The 6,248-nt window shown below is 37.1% G+C and carries 7 protein-coding genes; 5 read left to right on the plus strand and 2 right to left on the minus strand.

Annotation, left to right across the window (positions count from 1 at the left end):
- Nucleotides 1-314 (plus strand): rhomboid family intramembrane serine protease (locus AC1DND_RS15785; RefSeq protein WP_477583003.1); only part of this gene is annotated, 314 nt, incomplete at its 5' end.
- Nucleotides 315-497: 183 nt separating this feature from the next.
- Here the strand turns inward: AC1DND_RS15785 and AC1DND_RS15790 are convergent.
- Nucleotides 498-1,388, minus strand: coding sequence for a hypothetical protein (locus AC1DND_RS15790; protein ID WP_477583005.1), 891 nt, complete (start codon nt 1,386-1,388; stop codon nt 498-500).
- Between the two features lie 85 nt (nt 1,389-1,473).
- On the minus strand, nt 1,474-2,181 hold the full coding sequence (locus AC1DND_RS15795; RefSeq protein WP_477583007.1) for a DUF2490 domain-containing protein: 708 nt from the start codon (nt 2,179-2,181) through the stop codon (nt 1,474-1,476).
- A 439-nt stretch (nt 2,182-2,620) separates the two neighbouring features.
- Between AC1DND_RS15795 and fabV the strand changes: the two genes are divergently transcribed.
- The 4 genes from fabV to AC1DND_RS15815 form a co-directional block, all read left to right on the plus strand.
- Nucleotides 2,621-3,814 (plus strand): enoyl-ACP reductase FabV, encoded by a 1,194-nt coding sequence (gene fabV / locus AC1DND_RS15800; protein WP_477583009.1) that lies wholly within the window; start codon nt 2,621-2,623, stop codon nt 3,812-3,814.
- Nucleotides 3,815-4,004: 190 nt separating this feature from the next.
- Nucleotides 4,005-4,442 (plus strand): GNAT family N-acetyltransferase, encoded by a 438-nt coding sequence (locus tag AC1DND_RS15805; protein ID WP_477583011.1) that lies wholly within the window; start codon nt 4,005-4,007, stop codon nt 4,440-4,442.
- A gap of 437 nt (nt 4,443-4,879) precedes the next feature.
- Nucleotides 4,880-5,332: a cold-shock protein gene (locus AC1DND_RS15810; protein WP_029277369.1), complete on the plus strand. Its 453-nt coding sequence runs from the start codon at nt 4,880-4,882 to the stop codon at nt 5,330-5,332.
- Nucleotides 5,333-5,918: 586 nt separating this feature from the next.
- On the plus strand, nt 5,919-6,248 hold a 330-nt coding region (locus AC1DND_RS15815), incomplete at its 3' end, for an SIMPL domain-containing protein (protein ID WP_477583013.1).

Here is a 6,248-nt window from a genome sequence, read left to right on the forward strand (position 1 = left end):
GCATATGGTGGAACCCATCAATAGTTAGTGTTGGCGCCTCTGGGGCAATTTTCGGTTTATCGGGGATATTCCTTGCCTTACTGGTTTCAAAATTTTACGACGAAAACTTCACCAAGTCCTTTTTAATCGGAACCTTGATTTTTATTGGATATAACCTGCTCTATGGTTTGACTGGTAATATTGATAATGCTGCCCACATCGGAGGACTTATTAGTGGTTTTATTTTAGGTTTGATATTTCGGTTTACACTCGAAAAACCTGCAACAAAAAAGCGGGTATATAAGAAAGAAATGACTGTCGAAACAAGTTTATAACTTGCACATGCTGGTCATGTTAGCCAACGAATCTCCATTCATCCATCTAACATTTAATCCACAACGTCATTGCAGATATTCCTTTTAAATGGATTCTAGAAATTACAGGGTTAATTAAAGAAAGGAAGAAGAAATAATTTCGTATAAAACAAAAAAAGAGGCTTAAGCCTCCTTCCATATCTTTTAAAACTGAACCCCGATCAGCCACATATTTTCAATGTAGTTAATCTTCTGACTGGCCTTATCGTACTCATCCCAGCCAGTGGTATGCACATTGGTTAAATTGGTAGCGCCGAACTTTGTGGTATTTTGTAGGTAAACGTTTTTCCAAACATAAAACTTAAGTCCAACTTTTGCAGAAACACCGTAACCCGAAATACTGAAGTGGTTATTTCTGCCCTGTCCGAACAAACGTACATCTGAACGCGGAACCATCATGCCACCACCTAAACCGGTTTCTAAGGTTAAGGAAGTATTGCCGCCCGGAGCCACCCAAATATCATCATAACGCTCAATTTCGATATTTGCGTAATTAAAACCATCAGTATGCTCGTAGGTTAACATGCTCTCTTTAACATTAATGCTTTGTCCGTTATAATCACCTGCCAAATTACCTGTAGGTGTATTGGTTGGAGAAATATTTGGCCCGATGTGACCAGTAATCGCTACTGTTTGTGGGATGTCCATTACATATTTCATGTGGTCCCAACCGATTGAGATACTGTAGTTATCTTTGATAAAATAACCCGCACGGATATTGTATTGCGGTACGGTGATAAGTCCAGGGTTTAAATAAGCCCAGCTCAATTTAGATTGTCTATCATGTGCAATTACATCTTTTAAAGTAAAATCGTAGTTCGGGCCTTGAAACCTGATATCACTTTTCCCATACCACGAGCTGTTGTATCCCCAGTGAAAAAAGAAATCACCTTTACGGGAAAAATTCCTTTTATGCTCAGGGTTGAATAAACTTTTAGAAGTAGGTGTATTACTGCTTGAAGAGGCTTTAATCTCTTGTGCTTGCATTCGCTTGCCAAACAAGAGTGCTAAAAATAGAATGGTAATTTTTTTCACGCGGCAAATTGAGCAAAAAGACCAGTCAATTACAACAGCTTTAACATTTTGTAAGAGTTGCTGTACAAAAAATGACTTTAAAACATTAAAACCTGGTGTAAACGGCCAACTGAATAATATTATTAACCGTATTGTTCGAAATGCCATTTGTAATTTGGTTCATATACCCAGCTTCCAGATCAAACTGCTTCGAAAAACGATAACCTGCAGCGAGATATAACCTGTTCTGGTCGAAAACACTATTGTTAATTTTATCCTTATTCTGAATATTCAAAAATACTTCGTTCTGCAAAGCCACAAATGGCCCTTTTGTAAACGTTGGTTGAGTTTTTTGCAGAGGCTGGATCAACCTCACGAAATAACGGAAACGTTGTGAAAAAACATCTCCATCCGGGCGGCCAATAAAGCGTTGCTCAAGCCTTAGCCTATGGCTGGCAAAGATCGATTTTAGCTTATGGCTAAAAATATATTGTTCAAAAATACGGTTCTCATGTAAAAATGAATTACCAGCTACTATCGATTGCGATTGTGTAGTTTGCCATAAATAGCCCAGGGCCACATTGTGCTGGTTATTAATGAAATATTGTAACGCCGGGCGCACGAGGGTATTTCTCAAATATCCCCAATCATCAGCCGAACGCAGTTGAACATCGAATTGAAGCCCCCATTTATCATTAAATTTGGTGTTATTTAAAAACATAAACCAACCTGAATTTTGATGTTGGGTTTGTGCATAAAGCTTTCCAGAAGCCATGATGATGAGCACCACGGCAGACAATACTATTTTTTTCATAAGAAGAGATAAACCGGTTTTATCTGTGTGCCGCTAAATTAAAAGAAAAACAGTAAAGTGAAAAAAGAGTTGTTAATTAGTTAGAAAGTCAGGCGTCGGAGGTCTAAAGTTCAAATCCAGAGTTTGAAGCCCATTATACAATTTACCAAAACTGTGGCTCTAGCTTTGTATGCTTAGCGCCCTTGTGGTTAAAATCAAAAAACACTGTGTTTCTCTGTGTATAGCTCAATGTCCTCTATGGTAAAAAACATAACCACCTTTGCGTTTCTTTGCGAAACACTTTGCGCGCTTTGCAGTTAAATACGCTCATTATTAAAATTTCATTTAACGTTAAGCGATTAAAAATTTATCTTCGTTAAAGATTTGGGCATTACGGTATTTTCAATACCCTTAAAAATTGCGCTTATTTTAACATTACAAAACGTAAAATAGAACAAAAATGATTATCGAACCTAGAATGAGGGGCTTTATTTGTTTAACCGCACACCCTGATGGTTGCGCACAAAACGTAAAGAATCAAATTGAATATGTAAAATCTAAAGGAGCTATAGATGGTCCTAAAAAAGTATTGGTAATTGGCGCATCAACCGGTTTCGGTTTAGCTTCGCGTATTGCTGCTGCTTATGGTTCTGACGCTTCTACAATTGGCGTATTTTTCGAAAAAGCACCTTCTGAAGGCAAAACTGCATCACCAGGCTGGTACAATAGTGCAGCTTTTGAAAAAGAAGCCCATGCTGCCGGTTTATATGCAAAAAGCATTAATGGCGATGCATTTTCTAAAGAAATTAAAGAAAAAACAATTGAACTGATCAAGGCTGATCTGGGTCAGGTTGATTTAGTCATTTATAGCCTGGCATCGCCAGTTAGGAAACATCCGGATACAGAAGTGCTTCACCGCTCTACCTTAAAGCCTATCGGTGGAACTTATACTAATAAAACCGTCGATTTCCACACTGGTAATGTGACCGAAATTTCTATCGAGCCCGCTACCGAAGAAGATATTGCCAATACCGTTGCTGTAATGGGTGGGGAAGATTGGGCCATGTGGATTGATGCCTTAAAAGCAGAAAACCTACTTGCCAATGGTGCAACAACAGTAGCTTATTCGTATATCGGCCCAGCTTTAACTGAGCCTGTATACCGCAAAGGAACTATTGGAAGGGCTAAAGATGATTTAGAAGCTACTGCTTTTAAAATTAGTGATAAATTAAAAGATATTGATGGAAAAGCTTATGTATCAGTTAATAAAGCATTGGTAACGCAGGCAAGCTCTGCTATTCCGGTGATCCCCTTATATATTTCATTGTTGTATAAAGTAATGAAAGCTGAAGGCATCCACGAGGGTACAATTGAGCAGATCCAACGTTTATATGCTGATCGCTTATATACCGGAAATCCTATCCCTGTTGATGAAAAAGGAAGAATCAGAATCGACGATTGGGAAATGCGTGAAGATATCCAGGCTAAAGTTGCAGAACTTTGGAAAGAAGCAACAACCGAAACTTTACCTGCAATAGGTGATTTACCAGGTTACAGATCTGATTTCTTAAGCTTATTCGGTTTCGAAATTGATAAAGTTGATTATCAAAAAGATGCCCAGGAAGTAGTAGAAATTGAAGGTTTGGTAAACTAACTACTTAGATTCGTCACCCTGAACTTGTTTCAGGGTCTCAAACAATAAATTATAAACGGCTGGCCCTATAGCCAGCCGTTTTTATACCCAACCTACATGAATTTCGATTTACACCCTACATTAGCAAACGATTTAATTAAAGTTGTTCCCCTAAAAGAAGAGGATTTTGAAGCCCTTTTTGCAGTAGCCTTTGATCTGGGAACAGCACCCTAATAAAGACCGCTATAAAAGAGAGGTTTTCGAAAATTTCTTTAAAGGCGCAATAGAATCGATGGGTGCTTTTATCGTTTATGAAAAAGAAACCAATAAAGTTGTGGGCAGTTCCAGATACTACGAATTGGATGAAACAGAACATTCTGTCGCCGTTGGCTATACTTTTATTGCCCGCGAGTTTTGGGGAAAGGGGCATAATAAGGCTTTAAAAACTTTAATGTTTGATTATGCTTTTCAATTTGTAGATAAAGTAATCTTACATATTGGTGCTACTAATTTCCGTTCACAAAAAGCGACAGAAAAATTAGGAGCCCTTAAAATCGCCGAATTAGAAGTAGCCTATTATGGTGAGCCCTTAAAATGGAATTTTGTTTATCAGATCGATAAAGATAAGTGGGTGAATAAACCATCTTAAAGCTTTAACCACTAATTTTTACAGAAAGAGTCTGCCACGGAAACACTGAAACCACGGAAAAGGTATAAACATTCAATCGTCCTCGTTTGTAACGAAGATGACCGAGATTTGCAACTGCAATGCATAAGCAGCTAATTAATAGCAGGTTTTAACCACTGATTTTCACAGATCAACACAGATACTATGTCCTCCTTATCCGTGTTCATCCACTTCATCTGTGGTAAAAAGAAAAGACAATTGCCTCAAAAGATACACAACGCTAAGGAATAGATCTTAATTCCGTGTAAATCTGTGCTTCCGTGGCAAATTCCTTTATACTATACATTCCCAAATGACAAGAGCATAACCGAATAAAATCGTGTTTATGCTTTAGTATTGTTATCTTTGTATAATTCTCCATTCCACTCACCTTTCAAAACAAAACAATTAAATAAAATATGGCTAAATCTCAGGCAACATACAGTAAAAAAGAGAACGAAAAAAAACGATTAAAAAAACAAAAAGACAAACAAGAGAAAAAAGAAGAGCGCCAGGCTAATGCAAAAAAAGGTTTAGCGCTTGAAGATATGATGGCTTATGTTGATGAAAACGGAAACATCTCTTCTACTCCACCAGATCCGAAGAAAAAGAAAGTAATTAATACAGAAGATATTCAGATCGGTATTTCAAGACAAGAGGACATCATCGATGAAAATCCTGTTAAAAAAGGAACAGTTACTTTCTTTAACGACAGTAAAGGTTACGGTTTTATTAAAAACACTGAAACACAAGACAGTATTTTTGTTCACGCAAACGGTTTAATCACCCAGATTAAAGAAGGTGATAAAGTTACGTTCGAAGTAGAAATGGGTCAAAAAGGACCAACTGCTGTTAAAGTATCAAAGGTTTAACAACCACAATTCAATTCTTTTTGCAATTCCTAATTGCAAAACATGATTAAAATTCTGCAGAAAACTCTGCTGCGCTAGGTTTTATAACCATTTATAATTCCGTCTATTTAAGCATAAAACCTTGCGCATAATTTTACTCTCTTTCTATTTATTTTAGAAAATCAGGTTTCAATGTGCATTGGCCAATTCGGTCCCGCCATCGCTATTTTCCTCATTTCGCTGCGCTTCATTCCGGGCTATCCGCTTTGTCGGGTTTAGGTGGCTAGAACAGTAGCTTTTTTTAATGGATAAGATACACGGATGAATATTTACATGATAAAAAGAACAATATTTTTCAGCTTAAAAATTACTGTAGTCGCAATTGCTTACCCTTGATAGATTTTTTCGATAGTAGCATAATCTTTTGTTAATAAACCCGATAACAACGGCAGCCCCCAATTTTTCTTCGGGGCTAAAGTGTATAGCGGGACAGGTTTTGCCCTGAAATACTGACGCTCATTTCCAAAAAAAAATAAAAAAATGATAATCTCGGTGTGGAATTTGTGCACGGTTTACATCATTACAGTACACACAAAGAAAAATATATATGAAAAAGTTAATAGCACTTGCACTGGTTGCATTTTTAGGATTATCATCAGCGATGGCTCAACAAGTAGATTTACGTAGAAAAATTAACGTTAGCGGAACCGCAGAAACAGAAGTAACACCAGATATTATTTATATCGGTATTTCACTTAAAGAATACTTAAACGGAAAGAAAAAAGTAGACATTACCGAGTTAGAGAAACAATTATTTGCAGCAGTACAAAAAGCAGGCATTGCAAAAGAAAATTTAACCATCAGCAATTTAAGCAGCTGGAACTATGCTACAGAAAAAAAGAAAAACCCTGATTTCTTAGCCAGCAAACAATACCGC

Source organism: Pedobacter sp. 01N416 (assembly GCF_056399685.1).